We start from the raw sequence: 24903 nt of genomic DNA, 5'->3' as shown, positions 1-24903 counted from the left end.
CCGCCGGGCGACACCCAGCAGTGCAGCCACTCGGTCGCCAAGCCGGCAGGGTGAGCCGTCCGGTCAGGCCGAGCGGGCACCCAGCTCGGCGCGGAGCGGCCAGTCCTGGCCGTCGAGGATGATCTGCGCCGAGCGACCGGACGCGGCATTGACGACGATCGGCGCCATCAGGTTCACGGTCGTTCCGTCCTCGCCGGGGTTCGTCACCACGAGCAGCAGCGCGTCATCCGGCCCGGTCAGGTCGAGCGATGCCGCGTGCTCGTCGCTGATCACGGGGGAGTAATCGGGCAGGTAGACGGATGCGTCGAGCACGAACAGACGGGTTCGCTGGTCCTCTGCGGACTGCAGCGAGAACAGGCCGTCGGCGCCGGGAATCTCGGTCAGGCTGAACTCGGTCAGCGGGTCCAGCCCGGGCGGCGGGGACACGAAGCTCAGGGCTGCGGTCACGGTGCCGGCGGTCGAAACGGCGCTCATCGGAGGAAGTCCATCAGCGTCGGCTGGAGCACCCGGGCGGTGACCGACAGGGCCGCCTGATAGGTGACCTCCTGCAGTTTCAGGTCCAGGATGGCCTGGCCGAGGTCGATATCCTCGATTCCGGCCCGCTGGGCCTCGAGATTTCCCTTGTGCTGCACGAGTGCTTCCCCGGCTTTCTGGATCTGGGCCTGACGCACACCGACATCGGTCTGCGCCGTGAGCACGGTCTTCATTGCCAAGTCTATGGCTGTGAGGTGGGCACCCACGTTCGTGCCGGCGCGCAAGTCGTCGGCGATGGTGCCGATCAGAGCAAAAATCGAATTCGTAGCCGTGCCGAAGATGGCGGCGCCGTCGGCGTCGACCCTCACGGTGGTGTCCGCGCCGATGCGGCGGTCGACGCTCGCGGTCGCGGTGCCCGTGAAGGTGAAGTCGGGGTCGTCCCGGAAGGCGAGCCCGGCATCCGAATTTCCGGCGAAGACGCTGCGGCCCAGGTAGTCGGCGTTCGCCTGCGCGAGCAGGTTCTGGGTGAGGCCGTCGAGGCGGGCCGCGATGGCCTCCTTCGCGGCGGGGGAGAGAGCGCCGTCGTTGGCACCCTGCACGGTCAGGTCGCGCACCTGGTTCAGCAGGTTCGTGGCCTCGGCCAGTGCCATGCTGGCGGTGGTGAGCCAGCCGTCGCCGTTGTCGGCGTTGCGGGCGTACTGCGTGACCGCGCGCTGCTCGGCGCGCACGGTGAGGGAATCGGCTGCCCGAGCGGGGTCGTCGGAGGGGCGGGCGATGGCCTTGAGCGTGGTGGCCTGCTCCTGCAACTGCGCCATCCGGGCGAGGTTGGCCTGCAGATTGGTCTGCGCGGAGCGCATCTGGGTCTGGGAGGTGACGCGGGCGATCATGGGTTACCTTCCCACCAATCCGGTGCGATTGATCAGGGTGTCGAGCATTTCGTCCACGGCGGTCAGCACCCGGGCGGCGCCCTGGTACGCGTGCTGGAACATAAGCAGGTTGACGTTCTCCTCGTCGAGATCGACGGAGGAGTTCGACAGCTGAGCGCCCACCGCGGCGGTCGAGGTGAGGTCGGCGAGCGATGCCTGGCGCAGCGCGTTCTTCGTGATCACGGCCAGCAAGGTGACAATGTTCGACCAGTCGGTGCTGGGGGACCGCACCGGGTTTCCCGCGGCGTCCACGACCGTGCCGGCGCCGAGCTGGGCGATCCTGTCGGCGATGGAGCCGTCGAGGGCGCCGTTCGCGGTGAGCCCGGTTGAGAGCTCGGCGGCGTTCGTCGGTTTGACGGACAGGCCGAGCGCGGCCGGTCCCGTGCCCGCCGAGCCGAAGAAGGGGCCGGGGCGGGTCGAGTTGTCGCCGGTGGAATAGATCGCGTTGACCTTCGCGGCCAGGCCCGTGGCGAAGGAGTTGTACGCCGCGGCGGCTTCGGCGAGGGCGCCGCCGGTGCCGGCGGCATCCGTTTTCGTGAGCAGGGAGAGCGCGCCGGCGAGCTCGCCGCCGTCGACGGGGATCGCGCCGGTGCGGTCGGCCCACTCCACGCGCACGGGCCCGGCGGTGCCGGCCGGGTCGGTGAGGCCGTTCGGACCGTCGAGGGTGCGGGCACCGAGCGCAACGAGTGGGCGGGCGGTGTCGCCGGTGACCAGCGCGTTGCCGCCCACGAGCACGTCGACGGTGCCGTCGGGGCGGTTGACGACGGTGCCGCCGGTGAGGGCGGCCAGGGTCGTGGTGAGACCGCTGCGCTGGTCGATCAGCTCGTTGGCGTTTCCGCCGCCCGCAATCGACTGACGGATGCGCGCGTTCAGCTCGGCCACCTGGGCGGCCGCGCCGTTGATCTCGGCGACCATGGTGTCCACGCTTCCGCGTTCCGACGACCACTTTGCGGCGACCGCCTGGTACCCCTGCCTGATCTGGGTGGTGACGGCGCCGGCCTGGGACAGCAGCACCCCGGCGGGCGCGGTCTCACCGGCGGCGTTGGCCACGTCGTGCCAGCCGGCCCAGAACTCCTGCAGCTGGGCGGAGAGCCCGTTCTCGCCGGGCTCCTTCAGCGAGGCCTCGACGGAGCTCAGCGCGTTCGCCCGCACCGCGGAGTATCCGGCGACCGCGGCGGTGCCGCGCACCTGGGCGTCCAGCGACGCGCTGCCGAGGCGGGCGATTCCGTCGACGCTGACACCCTGGCCGGGGCGCACCCCGGAATTCATCAGGCCCACACGGGTCGACGCGTCCACCGCGGAGGTCGTCACCCGCTGCCGGGTGTACCCCTCCGTGTTCGCGTTGGCGATGTTCTGGCCCACGACGTCGAGACCCTGCCGGGCGGCGACCAGGCCGGTGTAGGCGGTGTTGAGTCCTCCGAAGGTGCTCATCGCGGCACCCTCACAGAATCTGGTCGAAAAGTCGGGAGCCGGTGGGGCGCGCACCGGCGGCCCCGGTGGCGTCATACGTCTGAGTGTTCGCGCGCACGTCGGCCAGGGTCTCCTGGCTGGAGCGGACGGCGGAGCGCAGCAGCTGCTCGTTGGCGTCGCGCAGTTCCTTGATCTGGGTGGTCAGTTCACCCATCGCCTTGAGGTGCGCGGCCATGATCTCGGACCACGGGCCGGCGGGGGCGTGAGCCACGAGCTCGCGCAGGGTGGCGTCTTCGGCCGTTCCCCAATCGAGGGCGACGGCGGCAACCTCGACCGAGCGGGCGAGGCCGGCATCCCGAACGTGGCCGAGCACCTGCTCCACCTCACGGGTGCCCTGCTGCAGCCAGCGGGTCTTGCCGTTGGTCAGCAGCAGCTGTTCCTCGTCGAGTTTGAAGACGAGCAGTTCGAGGAGCTCCCGCTCGCGCCACAGCAACGCTGATAGTTCATTGGCGCCCACGTCTCCTCCAACTGCCTGTCGTCTGGTGCGGCCGGTCCGCGCAAAATCGCGCAGGTCAACGGCTTGTTACTACGACTATCGGCAGGTGACGGCCCCCGGTTAGCCACGGTGTGGATTCAGACTGCCAGCCGAGACTGAAGGTGTCCACTAAAGGGAGGACACGATTCCGGCAGACACCGGATGCCTGGCCCCCGTTGCGGGGTGATCCGCCCCGATGTGGGGGTGCCTGGCCCCGTTGTGGGGGCACCGTTGCGCATTCGGCCACCGACCGCGCCTTTACGTTTTAATCATGGCCGCGAAGTTCTGTGGCCTGGGCCCCGAACCCCGGCGTCACATCCCCGCTTTCTCGCAACGTCCCCGTGCCTACCCGGCCACTCGTTCGACCAGGCCCTTGCCTGATCGATCGGGACAATTCAGGTGTCAAGCACTCAGGGAGTTCCGTGTGAATCGTGCAGAACGCAACCAATTGGTGATCGACAACCTCCCGCTCGTCGGCTACCTCGTTTCCGAAACCTGGGCCAAGGCCCGGCACCTCTCCCGCGACGACCTGGCCTCGGCCGGAGCTCTCGCCCTGATCACCTCGGCGGATGCCTTCAACGCCGACCTCGGCGTTCCGTTCGGAGCGTTCGCACGGCGCCGCATCATCGGCGCCTTCGCCGACGAGATGCGCTCCAATGACTGGGCCACCCGGATGGCCCGCCGCCGCATCAAGGAGACCCGTGCCGTTCAGCAGACGCTGGCCGGCGCCCTCGGCCGCGCGGCATCCGTCGACGAGGTTGCCGCCGCCCTCGGCGTCGACCGGGAGACCGCGATCGCCGGCCTGTCCGACTCCGAGCGCACCGTCTCGACCCTCGACGACGCCACCGCCGAGTTCCTGGTTTCCGGAACCGAACTCCCCGGCGACTCGCTGCTCTCCGCCGAGCGCCTGGCCTACCTGCACGCCGCCATCGCGGCACTGCCGGATAAGATGCGCGTGATCGTGCAGCAGGTCTACTTCGACGACCGCTCAGTCAAGGAGATCGCGGTCGAGCTGGGGATCACCCACTCGGCGGTGTCTCAGCAGCGGGCGGAGGCCATCCGTCTGCTCCGCGACGGCCTGGGCACGCACTACTCCGACGACGCCGAGGTGGAATACGTTCCCGAGTCCCGCATCGCGCCGGCCCGCCGCAGCGCCTACCTCGCCCGCCTCGCCGACCAGGCCATGCTCGGCCTCGCGACCGCGAGCGGGGTGGCATACGCCGCCGGGTCGACGGATGCTGCCGATCCTGCCGGTTCAGACACCCGAGAAGTTTTTTCGATCAACGGCTAACGCGGTCGTAGCAGAGGCCGATAGCTCACAGTGTCAGGCCATGGATGGCCTGGCGTTCACCACCCAATCACGGAGGATTTAATCATGGGTATGCAGATCAACACCAACCTCGCGGCCAACAACACGTACCGCAACCTGGCCGCCACGCAGAACGACATGTCCAAGTCCCTGGAGAAGCTCTCCAGCGGCCTCCGCATCAACCGCGCAGCGGATGACGCGGCCGGCCTGGCCATCTCCGAGGGCCTCAAGTCGCAGGTCGGTGGCCTCACGGTCGCCAGCCGCAACGCCCAGGACGGCATCTCGGTCATCCAGACCGCAGAAGGTTCCCTGAACGAGGTCACCTCGATCCTGCAGCGCGTTCGTGACCTCGCAGTCCAGGCCGGCAACGACTCGAACAACACCGATTCGCGTACCGCGATCACGACCGAGGTTCTCGCCCTGGGCAAGGAACTTACCCGTATCGGTGCCTCGACCAACTTCAACGGTACGGCCCTGCTCGACGGCGTCAAGGCGTCGCTGACCTTCCAGGTCGGCGCTGGCAGCGTCGCTGCAACCGACCAGATTGTCGTGAAACTCACGAACGTGTCTACTATTGGTGCCGCCATTGAGGTGCTGGGAACTGCAGCGACTGACGGTTTCAAGGACGCAGCAACGGCCTTGTCCACCATCGCCGCACTGGACCTGAACATCAAGGCCGTGTCCACGTCACGCGCCGAGCTTGGCGCGAACCAGAACCGGTTCGAGAGCGTCATCAAGAACCTGGCCGTCTCCAAGGAGAACCTCACCGCTGCCGGCTCGCGCATCCGCGACACCGACATGGCCGAGGAAATGGTCAAGTACACCCGTTCCAGCATCCTCTCGCAGGCCGGTACCGCCATGCTCGCGCAGGCCAACCAGTCCGCTCAGGGCGTGCTGTCGCTGCTCCGCTAACCCTGAGTAGCTGAACCTTTCGGGAAACCGCACGGTGAACTATGGCTGGTGGTGACCTAAGAGATGAACTGGACCTCATCCCTCGGCCGCCACCAGCCATTCACGTTTACACCCGCACCATCCAGCTTGATCGCAGAAACGTAAGAAGGGGAAGACATGACGAACGCCATCGACGGACTCGTCTCCGGGCTCGACACCACCTCCCTGATCAACTCCCTGATGCAGGTCGAAGCCGTTCCGCAGACGCTGCTGAAGGCCAAGGTCTCCTCGTCGCAGAACCTGATCTCGGCGCTGCAGGGCCTCAACACCCAGATCGCCGGCCTGGCCGATCTGGCCGGCAAGGCCGCGAAGCCGGCCGCACTCGATCTCTACTCGGCCACCAGTACCTCTCCCACCGTCACAACGGCGGTCTCGGCCAACGCCAGCGCCGGGCAACTCGACGTCGTCGTCGGGGCACTCGCTCGCAGCCAGGTCGGCGTCTCAGCGGCCATGACCGCCTGGCCCGCCGACCCGGCCGTGCTGACCATCGTCTCCGGCGGTGTCACCACCGAGATTTCCGCCAGCTCGACCTCTCTCGACGCCGTCGCCACGGCGATCAACGCCGCCGGCACCGGGGTCACCGCCACGAAGGTCGCGTCCGGAGTGGATGCCGGCGGCGTCGCCCAGTACCGGCTCCAGCTCACCGGGAATGACTCCGGTGCGGCCAAGGCCTTCACGGTCCATCAGGGCACCGCCGCCGAGGTCACGGCGAACACCGCGCCCGACCTGCTGGCCGCCGCGGGTGCCGCCATCATCCGGACCGCCCAGAATGCCAGCGTCACCCTGTGGGCCGGCAGCGCCGCTGCCCAGACGATCACCTCGGCCACCAACACGTTCGCCAACCTGCTGCCCGGCGTCGCGATCACCGTTTCCGCGGCATCCGTCGACCCGGTCACCATCAAGGTCGCTCGTGACGACGCCCAGATCGGCTCCCTGGCCTCGGGCCTGGTCAGCTCCCTCAATGGCGTCTTCGCGCTGATCTCCACCAAGTCCGCGGTCGTCAACAACACCAACGCGTCGGGGGCAGCCGTGTTGTCGGCCGGCATCTTCACCAGCGACAGCACCGTGCGCGACGTGAAGCAGCGCATCCTCACGGCCGCCTCGGCACCGATCAACGGTCACTCGCCCTCGGAATACGGCATCAGCATCACGAAGTCCGGAACGATGGAGTTCGACGCGGCCAAGTTCGCCGCGGCCCTCGCCAAGGACCCGGTGACCGTCAAAGCAGCAGTGCAAGAGATCGCGACCCGCGTCGCGGCAGCGGCGTCATCGGCGTCGGACAAATACGACGGGCAGATCACCGCGAAGATCACCGGTCAGCAGTCCACGGTTAAGAACCTCGGCGACCGCATCGCCGACTGGGACCGCAGCCTGGCCACCCGCCGGGCGACCCTGCAGAGCACCTACACCGCACTGGAAACCCAGCTCAGCGCCCTGAAAGCACAGTCCTCGTGGCTGAGTGCCCAGGTTGCCGGACTCCCGACCTCGAGCACAGGATGATGATGGCTGTTATGAGCATGATGGGTGGGGCACAGGCCCGACGCGCACAGTTGAACCGCGAAGCGGTGCTCTCGGCCACGCCGGTGCGCCTGCTGACGATGCTCTACGACCGGTTGCTGCTCGACCTCGGCCGCGCCGAGATCGCCCAGAACATCGAGGACTGGGCCGTCGCCTCGGAGCACCTCCTGCACGCCCAGGCGATCGTCTCCGAACTGTCGACCTCGCTCAACGTGGAGGCCTGGGAGGGCGGCGAGGGTCTGTTCGCCCTGTACACCTACGTGTCCAACGCGTTGATGAGCGCCAACATCCATCGGGATGTCGCCCGCACCCGGGAGGCCATCGCCCTGCTCGAGCCGCTGCGGCAGACCTGGCACGAAGCGGCCGAGCTGCTGCCGGCCCAGAGCGCGGCGCGTGCCGGTGGGGAGTACGGTCTTGCCTAGGGTTCTGCTCGACACCCACGAATCTGCGAACGAGCGCCAGGAATGGCTGGATGTGCTCGACCAGCTCGAGTCGAGCCTCGGCTCGGGCGCCCGCGACGCCGTGCTGGCCGGCCCGGGGGAGCGCTTCTCTACCGGCGTGCAGTGGCGTGCGCCCGAACACCTGGGCCAGCTGCCCGCCGACCTCGAGACGCGCGCCCGGCGCCTGCTCTCCGGCCAGCTCGAACTGATCAGCGAGATCGAGGATGCCCGGCGCTCCGCCGGCGTGCACCTCGCCGCCGTGCGCACCATCATCTCGGCCCAGCACACCGACCAGGCCGTCTACCTCGACATAGCCGGCTGACTGCCCGCCCACCTCGCGCCCGTTGCCGGCTACCGCCGATGCGGGCCAACTGTTGCCCGCTCGGACATTTGTTGCCCGTGCGCGGGCAACAGTTGTCCGTTTCGACGACAGTTGCGGGGTTCCGCTCGAAAACGTGAGGAAAGAAGTTCCGCGACAACTCCTTACGCGCCTCGGCCACCGGCCGATAGCTAGGAGCGAGCAGGGATTGCTCGACCACAGGCCACGGATCGGCCGCCCTCGTTTTGCCGACGAATCGGGTATCCGTGTTTGAATCCGTGACCATGACGGCGCTCTCCAGCGCGCTGGACGGGCTGGCCCTGCGCCAGCGCACCATCGCGAACAACATCGCGAACGTGAACACGCCGAACTACCACGCCAAGCGTGTGGCGTTCGAGGATGCCCTGGCGCAGTCTGTGCAGGCCGGCAGCGGCAGCACTGTCGCCACCACCGCCAGTTCCCTCGAGCCCACCCGCCTCGACGGCAACAACGTCAACCTCGACACCGAGACCCTCTCCAACATCGACACCGTGCTGCGGTACCAGTTCGCGGCGCAGGCCGTCAACGGACCGTTCACGGCCATGCGCTCCGCGATGCGAACCAGCTGATGACCCTCGACGCCATTGGGATTGCCGGCAGCGGCCTCACCCTGCACCGCAAATGGCTCGACGCCGTCGCGGACAACATCGCCAACGCCAACACGGTCACCGCCACCGACGGTGACGCCTTCCAGGCGCGCTACATCGTCGCCCAGGCCGGCCAGGGCACCACCGGCGCCTATGCGGCCGGGACGGCACTCGGCGACGCCGAGGGAATCCTGACCTTCGACCCGAGCAACCCACTCGCCGACGAGGCCGGCTACGTGCGCCGCCCGGACGTCGACATGGCCGAGCAGATGGGCGCGCTGATCATGGCGCAGCGCGGCTACCAGGCCAACGCCGCCGTCGTCGACCGTGCCAAGACGACCTACGAAGCCGCACTCCAGATTGGACGCTCCTGATGACCATCGGTTCGATCAACCCGATCCAGTCCGTGACCGGCACGGGATACCTCTCCGGCGTGCAGGGCATGCAGGGTGTGCAGGGAACCACAGGGAGCCAGGGCACCGACGGTTCGGCCTTCGGCAGCGCCCTGGTCGGCGCCGTCGACAATCTGCAGCAGCTGCAGGCCACCTCCAACACCCTCACGGTGCAGGCCGTAACCGGAAACCTGACCGACATCCACTCGGCCGCCCTGGCCTCGACCCGCGCCCAGGTCACCCTCGAACTCGTGGCCGCCGTGCGCAATAAGGGTGTCGACGCGTTCAACGAGATCATGAGGATGCAGGCCTGATGCCCCGCCCGATCACGTCGGCCTTCGCACGCCTCGGCCAGAGCATCCGGTCCTTCTCCGTCGCCCAGCGCACGGTCGCCATCATCGGCGTCGCCGTGCTTGCCCTGGGCATCGCCGCCCTGAGCATGTGGGCCACCAAGCCGGCCTTCACGCCCCTGTTCTCCGGGCTGAGCGGTTCCGACGCGAATACCATCGTCGAGCAGCTTCGCACCGACGGCGTCGCCTACGAGCTCAGCGACGGTGGCGCGACGATCCTGGTGCCGCAGCAGAACGTCTACGACGAGCGCCTCAAGGCCGCCGCAGCCGGCCTGCCGTCCTCCAGCACGGGCGGCTACGGGCTGCTCGACACCATGGGTGTCACTTCCAGCGAGTTCCAGCAGTCGGTCACCTACAAGCGGGCGCTCGAGGGCGAACTCGCCAACACCGTCAAGGCCATGAAGGGCGTCAAGAACGCCTCAGTGCGCCTGGCGATCCCCGAAGAGACCGTGTTCGCGTCGGAGCAGAACGACCCCACGGCATCCGTCTTCGTGGAGACGGCCACCGGCAGCACCCTGAACGCCGACCAGGTGCAGTCCATCGTGCACCTCACCTCGGCCTCCATCGCCGGAATGGCACCCACCGACGTGGCCGTCATCGACTCCACGGGTGTCGTGCTCTCGGCGGTCGGCGTGGGAGCGACCGGATCCGCCGACCAGCAGGCCGGCGCCTACGAGGACCGCGTGCGGGGGGCCGTGCAGGCCATGCTGGACAAGGTCGTCGGGCCCGGCAACGCCACCGTCGTCGTGGCCGCCGACATGAGCTACCAGTCGGCACAGCGGGTTGAGGAATCGTTCACCACCCCGACGGATGCCCCGGCCCTCAACGAGGCCGTCAAAACCGAGTCGTACACGGGCTCTGGCGGCTCCGCGGCCGGCGTCCTCGGCCCGGACAACATCGCCGTCCCGGCGGGCACCGAGGGCGATGGAACCTTCACCTCCGAGGACACCACCAAGAACAACGCGGTCAACAAGGTCACCGAGACCCGCACCATCCCGGCCGGGGAGATCAACCGGCAGACGGTCTCGGTGGCCGTGAACGCCGACGTCGTGGGTCAGCTCAACGTCGCCGACGTCACCTCGCTGGTGGCCTCGGCCGCCGGCATCGACGTGCAGCGCGGCGACGCGGTCACCGTCGAGGTAGTCAGCTTCAACGGCGGCGCGGCAGAGGATGCCGCCGCGGCCCTCGCGGCGACCGAAGCGGCGGCCGCCGCCGACCGGTTCGCAGAGATCATGCGCATCGCCATCATCACCGCGGGGATTGTCATCACTTTCGTGCTGGGGCTCATCCTCTACGCGCGTCGTTCGCGCCGCCAGAGCCGCGAGTCCATCGAGCTTGACGAAATGATGGAGGTCCGGCCCGCGCTGTCCGTGCCGGAGGTGCCGTTCCCGCTGAGCGCCCCGATCGCGCCGATCATGATCGACCCCACCCCGACCGTGGCCTACCTGCCGCCGGCCTCCGACCGGATGCGGGTGGAGATCGACGCACTCGCTCAGCGTGACCCCGCGAAGACCGCGGAATACCTCCGCGGCCTGATGGATGACCGGCAGCCCGCATGATCGACGCCCAGCCGGCCCTGACCGGCACGCAGAAGGTCGCCGTGGTGCTGATGAGTATGGAGCACCAGCGCGCCACCGAAGTGATGAAGCAGTTCACCGAGGCCGAGGCGGCCGATATCGCCGCGGAGATGGTGCAGTTGCGCCGGGTCGACCCGGAGGTGACCGAAACCACCGTTCTGGAGTTCCACGAACTCACGGTCAGGGGTGCCCACACCCGGCGCGGCGGTCACGCCTACGCGATCGGCCTGCTTGAGGCATCCTTCGGCGCGGAACGAGCGGCCGGCGTCATGGTCAAGGTGGCCTCGTCGATGGCCGGCAAGGCCTTCGAGTTTCTCGACGCCGCCGAGCCGCTGCAGATCCTCACCCTGCTTGACGGCGAACTGCCCCAGACCATCGCGCTCGTGCTCGCGCACCTGCGCCCCGGTCACGCCTCCGCCGTGCTCGGCGGCCTCGACGCCGACCTGCGCGCGGAGGTGGCGCAGTGTATCGCCGGCATGGGCACGGCCACCCCCGAGGCCGTGCGCGTGGTCACCGAGACCCTCAAGGCCCGGGTCGGCGCCGTCGCCTCCTCCCGCGACTCGGTGGAGATCGTCGGCGGCATCCAGCCGCTCGTCGAGATCATCAACCGGGCCGATGTGGCCACCGAACGCGCCCTTCTCGAAGCCCTCGATGCGCGCGATCCGGCCCTGGCCGAAGAGGTCCGGTCACGGATGCTGACCTTCGCCGACATCGTCAAGCTCGAAAACCGAGACGTACAGCAGGTGCTCCGCGGCATCGACGCGGGCATCCTCGCCATCGCCATGAAGGGCTCCGCGGACTCTGTGGTCTCGATCATTCGCACCAACCTGTCCGAGCGCAACCGGGAGATCCTCGACGACGAGGTCAAAGCCATGGCGCCCGTGCGGGTGTCGCAGGTCGAGGAAGCGCGCGCCACGATCGTGCGGGCCATCCGCGACCTCGAGGCGCAGGGGAGCATCACCGTGCAGCGTGCCGAGGAGGACGACTATGTTGTTTGACGCAGCGACCGCCCGGTCGAACTTCTCCGCCGTGACCTTCCCCAGCCTTCAGGGCGAGCGGGACGCAGGCGGCGACGCCTCCCGGGCCCGGGGGCACGCCGCCGGCTACACCGCGGGACTCCGGGCGGCCGCCGCCGAGGTGGATGCCCGGATCGCGCGGCTCGACGCCGAGCAGGCCGCCGCCGGTGCCATCGGCCAGGCGCGGATCGACCGCGCGGTCGCACTGCTGGGTGCCGCCGCCGCCGCGCTGCACGAGCGCACCGTTCCGGTGATCCAGGAGGCGGAGGACACCCTTGTCGCGACCGCGCTGGAACTGGCCGAAGCGATCCTCGGCTACTCACTCGGCGACGCCGACGCCTCGGCGCGGGCCGCACTGGGCCGCGCCCTCGCGACCGGAGCGACCGGAGCGACCGGAGTGACCGGTGCGACCGTCACCACCGGCGCACTCGGTACCGTTCGCCCGCACTCCGTGCGGATGAACCCCGCCGACCTTGCTCTGATCGACCTGATCACCCGCGCGGATGCCGGCGTGGACTTCACGGCGGACGCCGACCTCGCCCGTGGCGACGCGATCGCCGAGTTCCCCGATGGATTCCTTGACGCCCGGATCGGCACCGCGCTTACCCGCGCGAAGGCCGCCCTCACCGGAGCCCGGTCGTGACCCTGGCGCAGGCCCCCGCCTGGCGTCCGCGCGCGGGAAAGATCCGCTCCGCCCTCGACGCCGCGCGGCCCCAGCGGGTGGGCGTCGTCTCTTCGATCGTCGGTCTCGGTCTGGAGGTGCGCGGGCTCAATTCCGCGATCGGCGATCTGGTCACGGTCGGTGACGGCGGGGAGATCGACGCCGAGGTGGTCGCCACGACGCAGGGCGGCATCCGGTGCATGCCGCTCGGCCGGATGACCGGTATTCGGATCGGCGCGCCCGTGCGCTCGGACGGAACCCCGCACCTCGTGCCCACCGGCGCCGGCCTGTTCGGACGCGTCATCGACGGCCTCGGCCGGCCCATCGACGGCAAAGGCCCTCTCTCCGGTGCCCGGTTCGTCGGCCTCGATCACGACAGCCCCTCCGCGATGGCCCGCTCCCGCATCCAGACGCCGCTCCAGCTGGGTGTGCGCGTGCTCGACACCCTCACCACCGTCGGGAAGGGACAGCGGATGGGCCTGTTCGCCGGCTCCGGCGTCGGCAAGTCCTCGCTGCTTTCGATGATCGCCCGCGGCACCGACGCGGAGGTCTCGGTCATCGCCCTGGTGGGGGAGCGCGGCCGCGAGGTGCGCGAATTCCTTGAAGACGACCTCGGACCCGAGGGGCTCGCCCGTTCGATCGTGGTCGTGTCCACCTCCGACGAACCGGCCATGATGCGGCTGCGCGCCGCCTTCCTGGCCACCCGGATCGCCGAGTCGTTCCGTGACGACGGAGCCGACGTGATGCTGATGATGGATTCACTCACCCGGGTGGCGATGGCCCAGCGCGAGATCGGCCTCTCGGTCGGCGAACCCCCCGCCACCCGCGGTTATCCGCCCTCGACCTTCTCCCTGCTCGCCCGCCTACTCGAGCGGGCCGGCACCGACGAAACCGGGTCGATCACGGGCGTCTACACGGTGCTCGTCGACGGCGACGACCACAATGAACCGATTGCGGATGCCGCCCGCTCGATCCTCGACGGACACGTCGTACTCGACCGCAAACTGGCTGTCCTCGGCCATTTCCCCGCTGTCGACGCGCTCTCCTCGATCTCCCGCGTCGCCTCCCGGGTCAACAGCCCCGAGCAGAACCAGGTCGCCGGCCTGTTGCGCCGGGTGCTCGCCGCACGCCGCACCGCGCAGGACCTGCTCGACGTCGGCGCGTACCGGCGGGGCACGAACCCGCTTGTCGACGCCGCCGTCGACAACGAGGGCGCCATCAACGCGTTCCTCCAGCAGCGCATGGACGACCAGACCTCGGCCCCGCTCGCTTGGGACCAACTCACGACACTTACTCGAACGCTGGGGGCGCTCTGATGAAACGCACTTTCGCTTTGGCCGGGCTCCTCCGGCTACGGCACCTGCAGCAAGACCAGGCCGCCGGCGACCTGGCCCAGGCCAACGCCGTCGTTCAGGCGAACGCGGCTCGCCGGGCCGCAACCAGGGCCACCCTGCGGCACACGCCGAGTCTGGCCAGCGGGGCTGACACGCTGACGGCGATCGCCTCCGCCCGCGCCTCGGCGCACAGCATGTTGACCGACATGGAGGCCCTCGGCCGCAACTACCAGGTTGCCGTCGGCGAGGCGCAGGTCGCCTTCGACGCGACCCGTGCCGATACGGTGCGGTTGGAGAAGCTCGAGGGCCGGCACGGAGCCCTGGTCGCGGCCGACGACCTGCACCGCGAACAGGCCATCCTCGACGAGATTGCGTCGACCGGCTGGCACCGCAACCGGGGCGCGGACGGTGACCCGCGATGACCATGATCGCGGCGATGAGTCGGGTCAGCGAGATCCAGGCGACACTCGTACAGCTCTCGGCCGGGGCGAACGCCCAGAAGGCGCAGGCCACTGCCGCAGCCGGCAGCGCCACCGCCGGTGCGGGCGCGAGCACCTCGGCGAACACCTTCGCCGACGCCCTCGCGACGGCGTCGGGCGCCGCCGCGGTCCGCCCGGCCGCGCCGAACCCGGGCGGGGCCACCGGCGCCGACGTGGTCGACGCCGCGAAGAAGTACCTGGGCGTGCCCTACGTCTTCGGCGGTGAAGACGCCAGCGGCATGGACTGTTCCGGGTTGGTGCAAACCGTGTATGCCGAAATGGGCATAGACGTGCCGCGCCTCGTGTCGGGCCAGATGAAGATCGGCACCGAGGTCGGTTCCCTCGCCGAGGCCAAGCCCGGTGACCTGATCGTCACCGGCGGCGGCGAGCACATCCTGATCTACGCCGGCGACAACAAGGTCATCCACGCGCCCTACGAGGGCCGCACGGTCTCACTGGTCGGGGCCTACATGGACGACTCCGAGATCGACACCATCCGCCGTGTGATTCCGGATGCCCCGGCCGCCACCGCGAGCCCGGCGTCCTTGAGCACGGCCTCCGCTTCGTCAGCCGCAGGCAGCCAGCTCAGCGCCGCACTGGCCTCATTCATGAACGGAGCCTCCCGATGAGCGCCACGTCCGTCCGGCTGGCGCCGACGCCCCACACCGCGGCGCAGGCGCTGGCATCCGCGTCCTCATCCGCCGCCGCGTCCTCATCCGCCTCCTCCGCCGCCTCCCCCTCGGCTTCGCGTGGCCCGCTGGGTGCCCGCCCGGGTGCCGGCTCATTCGCGTCCGTGCTGCAGGACACCCTCGCGGGCCCGCGCATCTCCGCGATCGCGTCTCCGCCGGGTTCCGCATCAACCTCATCCCGGGCTCCCGAGCCGAGCTCGGAGCGCACCGCCGAACCGGCCTCCGGACCGACCACTGATCTGAGGAAAGCCCTGACCGGCGCGGCGCCGGCCCCGGAGCACCAGCAGCCGAGCGCCATCCTGCCTCCCGCCGGGTTCAGCCTCCCGCCACTGCCGACCGGTGCGAAAGCCACCGGGGCGATAGCCACCGGAGCCGACAGTGCTGCCCTCGCCGACTCGGTCGGGACCGAGGCCGTGACCATCCCGACCGCCGCCGCCGCCGAGACTTCCACCATCGCTGCCACCGGATCCTTAGCCGACTCAGACTCCACGGAGACGTCCGCCGCAGACTCCAACACTTTCACCGCAGCGAACGCCGCTGGCGGTACCGCGCTTCCGGCCGGGGCTCTCGCTGCCCCGGTGCCGGTGCCACCGGCACCCGCCGCCGTAGCGCCCGTCGCCACCGCAGGGCCCGGTGCCACCGCAGGGCCCGTAGCCGAAACGGCATCTTCCGCCGGAGCGACTGTCGCGGGCACGGCGCCCACGGGCCTCACGGCGCCCACGGGCCTCGGCGCGGCCGCAGGGACATCCGTCGCCGGTGACCGCGCGGCCGCCGTGAACCTGAACCAGGCCGAAGCCTCGGCGACTGCCGCCCTGCTCGTGCCGCTCGGCACCCCGGCCACGGCGGCCACCCCGGCCACCGCCCCCCTTGTGCCGCCCGGCGCCCCGGCCTCGGCCCCGGCAGCACCGCCCGCGCCACTGGCCGGCCAGGTGTCCCGACCCCTGTTCACCCTGGTGGGCGCCGCCAACGGCGACCACGTGCTGACCATCAGCGTGAGTCCCGACAATCTGGGCCCGGTCACCGTGCGGGCTCACGTGCGCGGGGAGCACATTCGGGTCGAGCTGTTCGCGCCCACGGACCTGGCCCGAGAGGCGCTCCGGGCCATCCTGCCCGACCTGCGCCGGGACCTGTCGGGCGGCGGGCTGAACGCGCAGCTCACCCTGTCGGCCGACGCCCGCGCCTCGGACCCCTCGGCCTCCCGACAGGGCGGACCCGACGCCCGCCAGGAGCGGCCGGCCGAAGACGACAGGGCGACCCGAGGTGACCGTGCGGCCGGCCCTGCCGCCGACCGTGCCGCCGATCTCAGACTGTCTTCCCTGCGCGCCGCCGGCTCACACACCACCATCGACGTTCTCGCCTGACCTGCTGCCACCTCAGACCCCACCGACACAGACCCCACCATCCCAGAAAAGAGATCCTTTGACCATCGACGCAGTGGCAGCAGCCGCCCCGGCCGGGATGTACTCGACCGCCCCCGTGCGCGCCCCGAAACAGACCCTGGATTCCGAGGCGTTCATGTCGTTGCTGGTCACCCAGCTGCGCAACCAGGATCCCAGTTCGCCCATGGACACCAACCAGATGATCTCTCAGACCACGCAGCTGGCCATGATGGAGAAGCTCGCGGCGCTCTCAACGACCGCCGACGAGAATTTCTCCCTGCAGATGCGCGTCGCCGCAGCGGCCCTGGTCGGACAGGACGTCACCTTCACGCGGGCCGACGGCACTGTGGGCACCGGTACCGCCTCGAGCGTCTCCTACGCCGGGGCCGTTCCCCAGGTCACCGTCGACGGGACCCTCGTCGCCCTCGACCTGGTGACCGGCGTCACCTCGGGCGCGAGCGCCGCCGCCGGCACCACTCCCGGCCTCTCCGCCTGACCCACACCTCACATCCGTTCTCGTTCTCGTTTCCCACCGAAAGGCAGCACCCCATGCTTCGCTCCCTGTACTCCGGTATCTCCGGCCTCCGCTCGCACCAGACAATGCTCGACGTCACCGGCAACAACATCGCCAACGTCAACACCACCGCGTTCAAGGCGTCGGCCGTACAGTTCCAGGACACCCTTTCGCAGCTGAAGCAGGGTGCGGGCGGCCCCCAGGAGCAGGTGGGCGGCACGAACCCGGCTCAGGTCGGGCTCGGCGTGCAGGTGGCCGGGATCGCCACGAACTTCTCCCAGGGCTCCGCGCAGTCAACCGGGCGGGCCACCGACATGGCGATCTCCGGCGACGGGTTCTTCGTCACCCAACTGGCCGGCGAGACGCTCTATAGCCGTGCGGGTGCCTTCGACTTTGACGCCGAGGGTCGCCTGGTCTCCCCGGACGGTGCGATCGTGCAGGGCTGGAACGGCGCCAACGGGCAGATCAACGAGGGTGGCCCGGTGGGCAACATCACCCTGCCGCTGCAGGCCATGATCCCGGCGAAGGCAACCGGTGGCGTCACCATGGTCGGAAACCTGCCGGCGGATGCGCCGGCAGGCTCCGCCATCGTGCGCGACGTCAAGGTCTACGACGCGCTGGGTGCCGCCCGTACCCTGTCGGTCACCTTCGCGCGTACGACCACCGGCTGGATCGCGAGCGGCACCGACGCAGTGGGTACCGGCTCCACGGCCTTGACCCTCGATGCAGAAGGTGTGCTCACGGCAACCGGTCCGTTCATCGTGAACGACGTCAAGGTGAATCTGACCGCCCTGACCGGGCAGGCGGGCCTGAGCACGGCCACGATCAGCAGCCAGGACGGTTCCACGGCGGGTTCCCTCCAGTCCTTCACCCTCGGCAAGGACGGAACCCTGGTGGGCCTGTTCAGCAACGGCAGCCAGACAGCCATCGCCCGCATCGCCCTGGCCACCTTCACCAACCCGGGCGGCCTCGAGAAGTCCGGTTCCTCGGCCTACCGCGCCACCTTCAACTCGGGCCAGGCGGCTCTCGGCGCCCCCGGTGACGGCGGCCTCGGCTCGCTCAGCGGCGGCACCCTCGAAATGTCCAACGTCGACCTGTCGCAGGAGTTCACCAACCTGATCGTCGCCCAGCGCGGCTTCCAGGCGAATGCGCGCATCATCACCACCTCCGACGAGGTGCTTCAGGAGCTCACCAACCTGAAGCGGTAGCGCCTACGCCGATAACCGGCGTCGGCTGGTCGTCAGGCCGCACATTTTTGCGCGCCATACTGGAATGACTGACGTTTCAACTGAGGAGCAAAGATGCAAATCCTGGTCAACACCGACAACAACATCGCGGGTACGGACGCAGTCGTGGCGGAGGTGGAGTCCTCGGTCAAAATTGTTCTGGCCCGGTTCAGCTCCCGGTTGACGCGGGTCGAGGTCCACCTCAGCGACGAGAGCGCAGGCAGGGCGACGACCGACGACATCCGTTGCCTGCTCGAGGTGCGTCCCGCCGGGGGCAACCCCCTCGCGGCAACCGACCATTCCTCCACGATGACCGGGGCCGTCAGCGGTGCGCTGCACAAGCTGGCCAGCGTGCTCGAGACCACGTTCGGTCGCATGGACGACCACAAGGGCGCATCCGCCATGGGTGACGACCACACGCCCTGAACCGCCTGCCTGACACGGTAAAGTTGGCCGTCCGCCTCGCCCGGGGGCTGAACCGAACCCGAGAGGACGGCCACAGTGAGCCTGATCAGGCTGAACGACGTCAGTATCCGTTTCGAGAACACCCAGATTCTGCGTGAGGCCTTCTTCCGACTGGAACCAGGCGACCGGGTTGGACTGATCGGCCGCAACGGGTCAGGTAAGTCGACGATTCTCAAGCTGGCCCTCGGCCAGGTGAGCGCGGATGCCGGCACCGTCACCCTCGAGGCCGGCACCCGGGTGGGCTACTTCTCCCAGTTCTCCGAACTGAACGGCGAATCCACGATCACCGAGGTGCTCGACGGCCTGTTCGCCCCGATCAAGGCCCTTGAGGCCGAGCTCGCGTCGATCGACGCCCAGATCGCGGCGGATTCCGCGCAGAGCGCCGAACTCGACCGGCTGATCCACCGCCAGGCCGAGTTGTTCGAAGACATGGACCGCCTCGATGGTTGGGACTACCCGCGGCGTATCGACGCCGCGCTGACCACCCTCGGGTTCGACGAGGCCCACCGCGTCTGCGCCATCGATTTGCTGTCCGGCGGTTGGCGCAACCGGGCGGCGCTGGCGAAGATCCTGCTCGAGCGGCCCGACGTGCTGCTCCTGGACGAACCAACCAACTACCTGGACGTCGCCGGCGTCGAGTGGCTCGAGGCCTGGTTCCGCTCATTCCGCGGTGCGGCCATCATCGTCTCGCACGATCGCCGGTTCCTTGACGGGGTCGTCACCCGCATCATTGAGGTCGAGAACTACCACCTGCACGAGTACCCCGGCAACTTCGGCGACTACGTGGTGCAGAAGCAATTTCGCCTGAAAACCCTCGAGCTGCAGTTCCTGCACGAGTCGGAACTGCTCGCTTTCGAGGCGGAGGGGATCAGCGACCGCCGCGAGGCCGCAAAGGCTGCCAGCCGCACCCTCGACAGCCAACTCGCGCACATCAAGAAGACCCGCAGCCCGCGGCCCGTCGACACGATCATCACCGAGATCTACGGCGGGCTGCACGTGAAGGACTCGCTCTGCCGCATCGAGTCGCTCAGCAAGTCCTACGGCGAGAAGGCGCTGTTCGCCGACCTCACCTTCGAGATCCGGCGCGGCAACCGCATCGTGGTCCTGGGCTCCAACGGCAGCGGCAAGACCACCCTGCTACGGGTTCTGGCAGGGGAGGAGAAGGCCGATTTCGGCGAGGTGGCCTGGGCCTCCGGCGCCGCCGTGGTCTCCTACAACCAGGTGCTCGACGGCCTTGACGACGATGACACCGTCAGCCACTCCGTGAACGCGATGCCGGGCAGTCTCGCCTTCACAGCGACCCGCAAGTCGGTCAACCGGTTCCTCGCGATGTTTCAATTCTCCGAGGCCGACCTCAAGCAGAAGATCGGCAACCTCTCCGGCGGGCAGCGGGCCCGCGTCGCCATGGCACAGTGCTTGCTGTCGGGGGCAGCTGTGCTCCTGCTCGACGAACCGACGAACCACCTCGACATGGCCAGCACCCAGGTGATGGAGCGCGCCCTCATCCACTTTCCGGGGGCCGTGGTGGTGGTCAGCCACGACCGGTTCTTCACCGACAAGATCGCCACCCGACACCTGATCTTCGGCAGCGACGCGGCCGCGCCCGGCGAGATCCTGGTGCGCGCGGCGTAACCAATTCGACGGAGATTTTCGCGACAGAGCGCGGTTTTCTCGTCTTTGAGTGCGTTTTGGGCAGAATCTCCGTCGAATCAGTTCGACGGAGATTCTGCCTCTCCACACTCTTCCGTGTGTGCCGCCCCGGCGGAGCCCGTGTGTGCGGCCAACTCAGGACATCCGGCGGCCGGGTTGACCGTCCGCCGCGGACCTGTGCGGAAGCAGACCGGATTTCCGGCTCGGCCAGACGGATCTCCTGAGTTGGCCACAATCCGCGACGGATGTGGTCGTGCGGCTTTCCAGGTCAGGTCACGGGCTCGATGCGGCCGGCAGCTAACGCGCCCGGCCGGGCGGCCGACAGTGAGGCGTAACGGTTGCTGGAACCGTTCTGAACCCGGGGTGGACACCATGATCGTTGTGACGCGGCTGAACAACAGCCAGTTCGCGATCAACCCGGACCTGATCGAGCGCATCCACGCGAGCCCCGACACGACCCTGGTCATGGTCGACGGCGCCAAGTTCATCGTCACGGAGACCCTCGACGACGTCATCGAGAAGATCGCCCGGTTCCGGGCCCATGTGATCTCGCTGGCCTACCTGACGCCGGATGCCGACTACCGGCCGGGCATCCGTTCGCTCGAAATCGTCGAGGGGCCGCACGCGATCGAGGAAATCATCGAACCGGGCAGCACGGTTCCCGCCCGCCCGCGGAGGCTCTGATGGATCCGGCAACCCTGGTCGGCATCGCCATCGCCTTCGGCTCACTCTTCGCCATGATCACCCTCGAGGGCAGCAGCCTGCACTCGATCCTTCTGCCGGCACCGATGATTCTCGTGTTCGGCGCCACCATCGCGGTCGGCATCGCCGGCGGCACGATCAGGGACGCGATCTCCGCGTTCAAAGCCGTGCCCGCCGCCTTCATCGGCAAGACCACCCCGCCGCAGCAGGTCATCGACCAGGTCGTCGGCTTGGCCGAGAAGGCGCGCAGTTCCGGTCTGCTCGCCCTCGAGCAGGAGGCTGATAACGTCGCCGACCCGTTCCTGCGTGGCGCCCTGCAGAACATCGCCGACGGCACCGACGGCGATGAACTGCGCATCCTGCTGGAAGACGAGCTCGCGACCGCCACCAAGGAGAGCCGCAACGCTGCCAAGTTCTTCACCAGCCTCGGCGGCTACGCGCCCACGGTCGGCATCATCGGAACCGTCGTCTCGCTCACGCACGTGCTCGAGAACCTCGACACCCCGTCCACCCTCGGCCCGATGATCGCGGCCGCGTTCGTCGCGACTCTGTGGGGCCTGCTCACGGCCAACTTTCTCTGGCTGCCGATCGGCAGCCGGCTCAAGCGCCTCAGCGACATCGAAGTCGAACGGATGACCCTGCTCCTGGAGGGTGCGCTGGCCGTGCAGGCAGGCAGCCAGCCTCGGCTCCTCGGCGAGAGACTGCGCGCCATGGTGCCCGCGCCGGCCTCCGCCAGGGCAGGCAAACCGGGCAAACCGGGCAAACCGGGCAAACCGGGCAAACCCGGCAAGGGCCCCAAGGCGGACAAGGCGGACACGTCCCTGCCAAAGGCCGCATGAGCGGGCACGGACGCGGGCACGGCCGCAGGCGGGGCCTCGAGGAGGAGCACGTCGAGCACGTCGACGAGCGGTGGATGGCGTCGTACATGGACATGGTCACCGTGCTGATGTGCATGTTCATCGTGCTGTTCGCGATGTCTTCCGTCGACCAGGAGAAGTTCCTGCAGCTGAAGAACTCGCTCGCGACCGGGTTCGGGGCCACCGACGTCGGCAAGGTCGACACGGCCAAGGGCGTGGTCGTGACCAAGGACAAGGTCGCCCAGTCCGAGGTGACCGGGTTCACCGACATCGACCTCGCGGCGGCAGAGGTCACGGACCTCACCGCGGTGAAGGACGCCCTGCAGGCCGCAGTGGATGCCCAGGGCGTGGCCCAGGAGGTGCAGTTCACCATTGACGAGCGCGGCCTGGTCATCGGGCTGATCGGCTCCGAGGCGTTTTTCGAACCCAACCTCGCCAACCTGAGCCGCCAGGCCGTGCAGGTCCTCGACGCCGTGGCGCCGATCCTCTCCGCCAACACCCGCGAGGTGAAAGTGGAGGGCCACGCCGACCGGCACGGCGTCACCACCAACTACCCCACCGACTGGGAGCTGTCCGCCGGCCGGGCGACCGCCGTACTCCGCCGCCTGGTCGAGTTCGGCGGCGTGGGTCAGGAACGGATCTCCGCCGTCGGCTACGGCTCGGCCCGGCCGGTCGCGGAGGGAGCCGATCTGGCGGCCCAGGCGCAGAACCGACGGGTCGACGTGGTGCTCCTCTCCAGCCAGCCGGAGGCGGTGCGCACGCTGATCCCCGACATCGTCTCGGGTTTCACCGCCGCCGGCACGGAACCTGCTGAAGACACGGGAACCACGGAAACCGTGGACACCACGGAAAAGACGAAAACCACGAAGACCGCGGGAACCGAAGTCGACAAAGACGCGGAAAAAGCACACTGAGCTGCTAACCATCCGTTTGCCCTGACCGATAGTCCTCACCGTGACGGTCCAGGAACAAGCAGTGATTGGTGTGCCCGCTTCGGCGAAGCGCACGGTCGAGGTGTACGACTTTCGTCGCCCGACAACGCTCGCACGCGAGCACTCCCGGGTGCTCGAACTCGCCTTCGAAACCTTCGCGCGCCAGTGGGGCACCCAGCTCACCGCCAAGGTGCGCGTCATGTCCCAGGTGAAATGCGACCACGTGCTCATGCGCACCTACGACGAATACGCGTCGTCGCTGCCGGCCACGACCGCCATGGTGCTCTGCCCGGTGAGTGGCATCCCCGCGAAAGCCGTCGTGCAGTTCCCGACCTCCGCGGCCCTGTCCTGGGTGAGCCACATGCTGGGCGGAACCGCGGTCACCATGCCGCCGGAACGGGCGTTCACCCAGATCGAGCTGGCCCTGGTGCGCCGGCTCATGGACGACGCCCTCGAGGACCTGCGTTACTCGCTGGGTTCCCTGCTCGTGCACACGATCACCGTCGGCGGCATCCAGTACAACTCCCAGTTCGCCCAGGCCGCGGCCACCGCCGACCTGATGATCGTCGCCAGCTTCACGATGCGCATCGGCGACGCGTCCTGCGCCGCCACGGTCGCCCTTCCGGCGGAGGCACTGTTGCCTCAACTCGTCGAGTCGGCTCCGGAGGCCGGAAGTGCCGACCCGGCCGACCTGCTGCGCGCCCAGCTGGCCCAGGTTCCGGTGGATGTCTCCTTGCAGCTGACGCCCGCGCTGGTTCTGCCCAGCGTCGTGCTGGGTCTCGCCGTGAATGATGTGCTGCCCCTTCCGCACCCCCGGCACCGCCCGCTCGACGTGGTCGTCGACGGCCACACGCTCGCCCGCGCCGCCGTCGGTTCCAACGGCTCCCGACTGGCCTGCATCGTCATCGACACCGAGGAGTCCACCCCATGATCGTCATCCCCATCGCCGTGCAGACGGCGGCCGTCGAGGCCCTGCTGGACGTGCTCCCCACCGTGACGCGGCTCCGGGCCGAGCCCTGCTCCGGTGCCGCTCTCGCCGGCCGGCTCGGCACCGCCGCGGTCGCCTCCTTCGTCGGCGTCACCTCCGCGGATCTCGCCGTCGTGCTTGCGGACCCGGCCGCGCTCGACTCCGCGTCCGGCCTCGATTCCTCGCTGATCTCCCGTCAGGACGTGCTGCGCCCGGCGTTGGAGAGCGCGTCCGGCGTCTTCGGGATCGGGGTCCTGGGGGACACCCGGTCCGACGACGCCACGGCCCTGTTCGCGGATCCCGCCACCAGCGTCTTCGAGCTGTCCGGCGACGGCCAGATCACCGGCTGGTTCGCCGTGCGGCTGCGTGACAACGGCGTCTCCAACGGTGCGGCCAGGTCCAGCCAGTCCGTGTCCGGCAAGCTCGGCCGGATCAACAGCGTGCAGATGTCGTTGACCGTGGAAATCGGGCGTACCCGCATGTCGGTGCGCGACGTGCTCTCGCTCGAACCGGGGGCCGTCATCGAACTCGACCGGTCCGCCGGGGCTCCCGCGGACATCCTGCTCAACGGCCGGCTGATCGCGCACGGCGAGATCGTGGTCGTCGACCAGGACTACGCGGTGCGGATCACCCAGATCCTCGATGTGGCCGAGAGCCTGACCTAGGTGGACACCATCCTGGTCGCGCTCCGGGTGGCGCTGTCCCTGGTCGCCGTGCTGGGGCTGCTCTGGGTGCTCCAGCGCAAGCTGACGAAGGGCTCCCTCGGTGGCCGCATCCCGAACCTGGTCACCGTGGTGGGCCGGCAGGGCGTCGGCCAGAAGGCATCCGTCGTCGTCGTCGACATCGAGGGCCGCCGGTTCGTGCTCGGCGTGACCGAGCAGTCGGTCAGCGTGCTGCACGACGGTCAGGCGCCGACGGATGCCGCGGCGCCCCTCCCGGCGCCCCTCCCGGCGCCCCTCACCGCCGCCCTCGCCGCCACCCTTCCCGGACGCCGCGCGCACCACGCCGCGGCCGACTTCGCCCGCGAGCTCGACCAGGCAACGCACGCCGCGCACGACGGCGCCACTCACGACGGCGAGGAACTCACGCCGCCGCTCATCCTCCGGCCGCGCCGGGACCGCGCCATTCCGGGCCGGATCGGCGGGTCGATCTTGTCTCCCGCCACCTGGCAGCAGACCGCTGCCGCCCTCCGGCAGGGCCGGTGA

At 69.1% G+C, this 24903-nt stretch carries 29 protein-coding genes; 25 read left to right on the top strand and 4 right to left on the bottom strand.

Annotated features, from left to right (window positions below):
• Nucleotides 1-63: 63 nt before the first annotated feature.
• Genes CXY81_RS10820 through CXY81_RS10805 form a run of 4 tightly spaced genes read right to left on the bottom strand, consistent with a single transcriptional unit; the run spans nucleotide 64 to nucleotide 3327 of the window.
• Nucleotides 64-474 carry a flagellar assembly protein FliW gene (locus CXY81_RS10820; RefSeq protein ID WP_104171322.1) on the bottom strand — a complete coding sequence of 137 codons (411 nt, stop codon included), beginning with the start codon at nucleotides 472-474 and terminating at the stop codon, nucleotides 64-66.
• A complete protein-coding gene (gene flgL, locus CXY81_RS10815) occupies nucleotides 471-1361 on the bottom strand; it encodes a flagellar hook-associated protein FlgL (RefSeq protein WP_104171321.1) in 891 nt (296 codons plus the stop codon). The genes CXY81_RS10820 and flgL overlap by 4 nt, the downstream gene beginning before the upstream one ends.
• 3 nt (nucleotides 1362-1364) lie before the next feature.
• Entirely contained in the window at nucleotides 1365-2831 is a 1467-nt protein-coding gene (gene flgK / locus CXY81_RS10810; protein WP_104194836.1) for a flagellar hook-associated protein FlgK, read from the bottom strand.
• Between the two features lie 10 nt (nucleotides 2832-2841).
• Nucleotides 2842-3327, bottom strand: coding sequence for a flagellar protein FlgN (locus CXY81_RS10805; protein ID WP_104099369.1), 486 nt, complete (start codon nucleotides 3325-3327; stop codon nucleotides 2842-2844).
• 442 nt (nucleotides 3328-3769) lie between these two features.
• Between CXY81_RS10805 and CXY81_RS10800 the strand changes: the two genes are divergently transcribed.
• From CXY81_RS10800 to CXY81_RS10675, 25 genes are all read left to right on the top strand, one after another.
• On the top strand, nucleotides 3770-4636 hold the full coding sequence (locus CXY81_RS10800; protein ID WP_104099368.1) for a sigma-70 family RNA polymerase sigma factor: 867 nt from the start codon (nucleotides 3770-3772) through the stop codon (nucleotides 4634-4636).
• Between the two features lie 84 nt (nucleotides 4637-4720).
• Nucleotides 4721-5566, top strand: coding sequence for a flagellin (locus CXY81_RS10795; RefSeq protein WP_194088386.1), 846 nt, complete (start codon nucleotides 4721-4723; stop codon nucleotides 5564-5566).
• A 156-nt stretch (nucleotides 5567-5722) separates the two neighbouring features.
• On the top strand, nucleotides 5723-7105 hold the full coding sequence (fliD, locus tag CXY81_RS10790) for a flagellar filament capping protein FliD (protein WP_104194835.1): 1383 nt from the start codon (nucleotides 5723-5725) through the stop codon (nucleotides 7103-7105).
• A gap of 2 nt (nucleotides 7106-7107) precedes the next feature.
• The gene (fliS, locus tag CXY81_RS10785) at nucleotides 7108-7545 is read left to right on the top strand and encodes a flagellar export chaperone FliS (protein WP_174720112.1); all 438 of its coding nucleotides are present in this window, start codon (nucleotides 7108-7110) and stop codon (nucleotides 7543-7545) included.
• Nucleotides 7538-7885, top strand: a complete 348-nt coding sequence (locus CXY81_RS10780; RefSeq protein ID WP_134543495.1) for a hypothetical protein — start codon at nucleotides 7538-7540, stop codon at nucleotides 7883-7885. The genes fliS and CXY81_RS10780 overlap by 8 nt, the downstream gene beginning before the upstream one ends.
• 263 nt (nucleotides 7886-8148) lie before the next feature.
• On the top strand, nucleotides 8149-8490 hold the full coding sequence (locus CXY81_RS10775) for a flagellar basal body protein (RefSeq protein WP_104099364.1): 342 nt from the start codon (nucleotides 8149-8151) through the stop codon (nucleotides 8488-8490).
• On the top strand, nucleotides 8490-8882 hold the full coding sequence (locus CXY81_RS10770; protein ID WP_104099363.1) for a flagellar basal body rod protein FlgC: 393 nt from the start codon (nucleotides 8490-8492) through the stop codon (nucleotides 8880-8882). The genes CXY81_RS10775 and CXY81_RS10770 overlap by 1 nt, the downstream gene beginning before the upstream one ends.
• Nucleotides 8882-9214 carry a flagellar hook-basal body complex protein FliE gene (gene fliE / locus CXY81_RS10765; RefSeq protein WP_199180966.1) on the top strand — a complete coding sequence of 111 codons (333 nt, stop codon included), beginning with the start codon at nucleotides 8882-8884 and terminating at the stop codon, nucleotides 9212-9214. Before CXY81_RS10770 ends, fliE begins: the two co-directional genes overlap by 1 nt.
• Complete coding sequence (gene fliF, locus CXY81_RS10760; protein ID WP_104194834.1) at nucleotides 9214-10809, top strand: flagellar basal-body MS-ring/collar protein FliF; 1596 nt, start codon at nucleotides 9214-9216, stop codon at nucleotides 10807-10809. The genes fliE and fliF overlap by 1 nt, the downstream gene beginning before the upstream one ends.
• On the top strand, nucleotides 10806-11825 hold the full coding sequence (gene fliG, locus CXY81_RS10755; protein WP_104194833.1) for a flagellar motor switch protein FliG: 1020 nt from the start codon (nucleotides 10806-10808) through the stop codon (nucleotides 11823-11825). The genes fliF and fliG overlap by 4 nt, the downstream gene beginning before the upstream one ends.
• Nucleotides 11815-12486 (top strand): hypothetical protein, encoded by a 672-nt coding sequence (locus tag CXY81_RS16130; protein ID WP_146067680.1) that lies wholly within the window; start codon nucleotides 11815-11817, stop codon nucleotides 12484-12486. Before fliG ends, CXY81_RS16130 begins: the two co-directional genes overlap by 11 nt.
• On the top strand, nucleotides 12483-13820 hold the full coding sequence (locus tag CXY81_RS10740) for a FliI/YscN family ATPase (protein ID WP_369828378.1): 1338 nt from the start codon (nucleotides 12483-12485) through the stop codon (nucleotides 13818-13820). Before CXY81_RS16130 ends, CXY81_RS10740 begins: the two co-directional genes overlap by 4 nt.
• Nucleotides 13820-14260 (top strand): flagellar export protein FliJ, encoded by a 441-nt coding sequence (locus tag CXY81_RS10735; RefSeq protein WP_104194830.1) that lies wholly within the window; start codon nucleotides 13820-13822, stop codon nucleotides 14258-14260. Before CXY81_RS10740 ends, CXY81_RS10735 begins: the two co-directional genes overlap by 1 nt.
• Nucleotides 14257-14946 carry a C40 family peptidase gene (locus CXY81_RS10730; protein ID WP_104194829.1) on the top strand — a complete coding sequence of 230 codons (690 nt, stop codon included), beginning with the start codon at nucleotides 14257-14259 and terminating at the stop codon, nucleotides 14944-14946. The genes CXY81_RS10735 and CXY81_RS10730 overlap by 4 nt, the downstream gene beginning before the upstream one ends.
• Nucleotides 14943-16367, top strand: coding sequence for a flagellar hook-length control protein FliK (locus CXY81_RS10725; RefSeq protein WP_104194828.1), 1425 nt, complete (start codon nucleotides 14943-14945; stop codon nucleotides 16365-16367). The genes CXY81_RS10730 and CXY81_RS10725 overlap by 4 nt, the downstream gene beginning before the upstream one ends.
• A 58-nt stretch (nucleotides 16368-16425) precedes the next feature.
• Nucleotides 16426-16881 carry a flagellar hook capping FlgD N-terminal domain-containing protein gene (locus tag CXY81_RS10720; RefSeq protein WP_369827908.1) on the top strand — a complete coding sequence of 152 codons (456 nt, stop codon included), beginning with the start codon at nucleotides 16426-16428 and terminating at the stop codon, nucleotides 16879-16881.
• A 53-nt stretch (nucleotides 16882-16934) separates the two neighbouring features.
• Nucleotides 16935-18107, top strand: coding sequence for a flagellar hook protein FlgE (locus CXY81_RS10715; protein ID WP_104194827.1), 1173 nt, complete (start codon nucleotides 16935-16937; stop codon nucleotides 18105-18107).
• Nucleotides 18108-18200: 93 nt separating this feature from the next.
• Complete coding sequence (locus CXY81_RS10710; RefSeq protein WP_104171307.1) at nucleotides 18201-18551, top strand: HPF/RaiA family ribosome-associated protein; 351 nt, start codon at nucleotides 18201-18203, stop codon at nucleotides 18549-18551.
• 75 nt (nucleotides 18552-18626) lie between these two features.
• Nucleotides 18627-20222, top strand: a complete 1596-nt coding sequence (locus CXY81_RS10705; protein ID WP_104194826.1) for an ABC-F family ATP-binding cassette domain-containing protein — start codon at nucleotides 18627-18629, stop codon at nucleotides 20220-20222.
• A gap of 390 nt (nucleotides 20223-20612) precedes the next feature.
• A complete protein-coding gene (locus CXY81_RS10700; RefSeq protein WP_104171347.1) occupies nucleotides 20613-20924 on the top strand; it encodes a flagellar FlbD family protein in 312 nt (103 codons plus the stop codon).
• On the top strand, nucleotides 20924-21781 hold the full coding sequence (locus tag CXY81_RS10695) for a motility protein A (protein ID WP_104194825.1): 858 nt from the start codon (nucleotides 20924-20926) through the stop codon (nucleotides 21779-21781). Before CXY81_RS10700 ends, CXY81_RS10695 begins: the two co-directional genes overlap by 1 nt.
• Nucleotides 21778-22713, top strand: a complete 936-nt coding sequence (locus CXY81_RS10690) for a flagellar motor protein MotB (protein WP_104194824.1) — start codon at nucleotides 21778-21780, stop codon at nucleotides 22711-22713. Before CXY81_RS10695 ends, CXY81_RS10690 begins: the two co-directional genes overlap by 4 nt.
• A gap of 61 nt (nucleotides 22714-22774) precedes the next feature.
• A complete protein-coding gene (locus tag CXY81_RS10685) occupies nucleotides 22775-23662 on the top strand; it encodes a flagellar motor switch protein FliM (protein WP_104194823.1) in 888 nt (295 codons plus the stop codon).
• Complete coding sequence (gene fliN / locus CXY81_RS10680; RefSeq protein WP_104194822.1) at nucleotides 23659-24363, top strand: flagellar motor switch protein FliN; 705 nt, start codon at nucleotides 23659-23661, stop codon at nucleotides 24361-24363. The genes CXY81_RS10685 and fliN overlap by 4 nt, the downstream gene beginning before the upstream one ends.
• Nucleotides 24364-24903 (top strand): flagellar biosynthetic protein FliO, encoded by a 540-nt coding sequence (locus CXY81_RS10675; protein WP_104194821.1) that lies wholly within the window; start codon nucleotides 24364-24366, stop codon nucleotides 24901-24903.

The organism is Cryobacterium sp. M25 (assembly GCF_002929635.1).
In the GTDB taxonomy this organism is placed as follows: Bacteria; Actinomycetota; Actinomycetes; order Actinomycetales; family Microbacteriaceae; genus Cryobacterium; species Cryobacterium sandaracinum.
The sequence above is the reverse complement of the archived record's forward strand: the minus strand, read 5'-3'. Positions and strand labels throughout refer to the sequence as shown.

What these genes read in the sequence shown, in the direction of transcription:
- CXY81_RS10820 (WP_104171322.1), bottom strand. Translation starts at nt 474, where the DNA reads ATGAGCGCCGTTTCGACCGCCGGCACCGTGACCGCAGCCCTGAGCTTC.
- flgL (WP_104171321.1), bottom strand. Translation starts at nt 1,361, where the DNA reads ATGATCGCCCGCGTCACCTCCCAGACCCAGATGCGCTCCGCGCAGACC.
- flgK (WP_104194836.1), bottom strand. Translation starts at nt 2,831, where the DNA reads ATGAGCACCTTCGGAGGACTCAACACCGCCTACACCGGCCTGGTCGCC.
- CXY81_RS10795 (WP_194088386.1), top strand. Translation starts at nt 4,721, where the DNA reads ATGGGTATGCAGATCAACACCAACCTCGCGGCCAACAACACGTACCGC.
- fliD (WP_104194835.1), top strand. Translation starts at nt 5,723, where the DNA reads ATGACGAACGCCATCGACGGACTCGTCTCCGGGCTCGACACCACCTCC.
- fliS (WP_174720112.1), top strand. Translation starts at nt 7,108, where the DNA reads ATGGCTGTTATGAGCATGATGGGTGGGGCACAGGCCCGACGCGCACAG.
- CXY81_RS10770 (WP_104099363.1), top strand. Translation starts at nt 8,490, where the DNA reads ATGACCCTCGACGCCATTGGGATTGCCGGCAGCGGCCTCACCCTGCAC.
- fliE (WP_199180966.1), top strand. Translation starts at nt 8,882, where the DNA reads ATGACCATCGGTTCGATCAACCCGATCCAGTCCGTGACCGGCACGGGA.
- fliF (WP_104194834.1), top strand. Translation starts at nt 9,214, where the DNA reads ATGCCCCGCCCGATCACGTCGGCCTTCGCACGCCTCGGCCAGAGCATC.
- fliG (WP_104194833.1), top strand. Translation starts at nt 10,806, where the DNA reads ATGATCGACGCCCAGCCGGCCCTGACCGGCACGCAGAAGGTCGCCGTG.
- CXY81_RS16130 (WP_146067680.1), top strand. Translation starts at nt 11,815, where the DNA reads ATGTTGTTTGACGCAGCGACCGCCCGGTCGAACTTCTCCGCCGTGACC.
- CXY81_RS10735 (WP_104194830.1), top strand. Translation starts at nt 13,820, where the DNA reads ATGAAACGCACTTTCGCTTTGGCCGGGCTCCTCCGGCTACGGCACCTG.
- CXY81_RS10730 (WP_104194829.1), top strand. Translation starts at nt 14,257, where the DNA reads ATGACCATGATCGCGGCGATGAGTCGGGTCAGCGAGATCCAGGCGACA.
- CXY81_RS10725 (WP_104194828.1), top strand. Translation starts at nt 14,943, where the DNA reads ATGAGCGCCACGTCCGTCCGGCTGGCGCCGACGCCCCACACCGCGGCG.
- CXY81_RS10715 (WP_104194827.1), top strand. Translation starts at nt 16,935, where the DNA reads ATGCTTCGCTCCCTGTACTCCGGTATCTCCGGCCTCCGCTCGCACCAG.
- CXY81_RS10710 (WP_104171307.1), top strand. Translation starts at nt 18,201, where the DNA reads ATGCAAATCCTGGTCAACACCGACAACAACATCGCGGGTACGGACGCA.
- CXY81_RS10700 (WP_104171347.1), top strand. Translation starts at nt 20,613, where the DNA reads ATGATCGTTGTGACGCGGCTGAACAACAGCCAGTTCGCGATCAACCCG.
- CXY81_RS10695 (WP_104194825.1), top strand. Translation starts at nt 20,924, where the DNA reads ATGGATCCGGCAACCCTGGTCGGCATCGCCATCGCCTTCGGCTCACTC.
- CXY81_RS10690 (WP_104194824.1), top strand. Translation starts at nt 21,778, where the DNA reads ATGAGCGGGCACGGACGCGGGCACGGCCGCAGGCGGGGCCTCGAGGAG.
- fliN (WP_104194822.1), top strand. Translation starts at nt 23,659, where the DNA reads ATGATCGTCATCCCCATCGCCGTGCAGACGGCGGCCGTCGAGGCCCTG.